Origin of the sequence: Nocardioides ferulae (assembly GCF_003660455.1) — a bacterium.
Lineage (GTDB): Bacteria > Actinomycetota > Actinomycetes > Propionibacteriales > Nocardioidaceae > Nocardioides > Nocardioides ferulae.
Window position 1 is genome coordinate 1 of the sequence record NZ_QZVR01000049.1, and the last position, 1,616, is coordinate 1,616.

The following is a 1,616-nucleotide window of genomic DNA, read 5'->3' on the forward strand; positions in this document are numbered from 1 at the left end:
CGCGGCCCCCGACCGGGAAGCCGCATAGAGAAGCCCTCCACGATTCGGGGGGAACCACACTCAGATTCGCGTCCACGGATCGAGAAAAAATCGACCAAAGAGAGCCCGCGAATCCCACTATGTGGGGGCAGATCGAGACCCCTGAACCTCCCCTTCGGGGAGTAGAGACCCCTGCGTGGCGACGCAGCCGGACTGCGTCCGAGCCGTCTTCGTGCCGGGGGTCAAGTCCCGGGGCGTGGTGTACGAGGTTGATCCTTCGGTTGGGCGTGTCGGTCAGGCCGTGAGGGCCTGAAGGGCGGCGGTCACCTCCTCGGTGGTGTGGTCGACGGCTTGGGCTCGGGCGAGGACTTCGAGTCCGAGGTAGCGGCGTCCTTCGGCCCATTCGTCGTGCTGCTCGGCCAGGACGGCGCCGACGAGCCGGATGATGCTGGCTCGGTCGGGGAAGATTCCGACCACGTCGGTGCGGCGGCGGATCTCGCGGTTGAGGCGTTCGCTGGGGTTGTTGGACCAGATCTGGCGCCAGATCTCCTTGGGGAACGCGGTGAAGGCGAGGATGTCGGCGCGGGCTTCCTCGAGGTGCTCGGCCACCTTGGGGAGCTTCTCGCTCAGGGCGTCGACGACGCGGTCGAACTGGGCGTGCACGGCCTCGGCGTCGGGCTGGTCGTAGATCGAGTGCAACAAGGCCTTGACCCACGGCCACGACGACTTCGGGGTCGCCGACATCAGGTTCGCGGCGTAATGGGTGCGGCACCGCTGCCATGCCGCACCCGGGATGGTCGCGCCGATCGCCGCTACGAGGCCGGCATGGGCGTCAGAGGTGACGAGCTTGACCCCGGTCAGGCCGCGGGCGGTCAGGTCGCGGAAGAACCCCAACCAGCCGGCGCCGTCCTCGCTGGAGGTGACCTGCACGCCGAGGATCTCGCGGTGGCCATCAGCGTTGACACCGGTCGCGACCAGCACGTGCACCGGCACCACCCGGCCGCCTTCGCGGACCTTGAGCACCAGCGCGTCGGCGGCCACGAACGTGAACGGCCCAGCGTCCTCGAGCCGGCGGGTGCGGAACTGCTCGACGTGCTCGTCGAGCTCGCGTGCCATCACCGAGACCTGCGACTTCGACAACCCCGTGATCCCCAGGGTCTGCACCAGCTTGTCCATCCGTCGCGTGGAGACCCCGAGCAGGTAGCAGGTCGCGACCACGCTGGTGAGGGCTCGTTCGGCCCGCTTCCTCCGCTCCAGCAGCCAGTCCGGGTACAGGCTGCCCTGTCGGAGCTTGGGGACCGCGACATCGAGAGTTCCGACGCGGGTGTCGAGGTCGCGGTGTCGGTAGCCGTTGCGGGAGTTGACCCGCTCGCTGCTGCGCTCGCCATAGCCGGCACCGCACACCGCGTCGGCCTGCGCGGACAGCAGGGCGTTGACGAACGTGCTGAGCAGGTCACGCAGCAGGTCAGGGCTCGCCTGGTCCAGCTGCTCGGTGAGGAACTGGGCAGGGTCGATACTGGGTCCAGCGGTCATCGGTGTGTCCTTCTTCGAGTCGGTTGTAGGAGATCACTCGAAGGATCCACCCGGTGGCCGCGCCTACGTTGGAGGCACGCGCTCACTCAGGTCCGTCGTACACC

1 protein-coding gene is annotated in these 1,616 nt (G+C 68.1%); it reads right to left on the reverse strand.

Annotated features, from left to right (window positions below):
- Window positions 1-273: 273 nt before the first annotated feature.
- Window positions 274-1,512 (reverse strand): IS256 family transposase, encoded by a 1,239-nt coding sequence (locus D6B71_RS22340; RefSeq protein ID WP_121259005.1) that lies wholly within the window; start codon window positions 1,510-1,512, stop codon window positions 274-276.
- Window positions 1,513-1,616 lie beyond the last annotated feature (104 nt).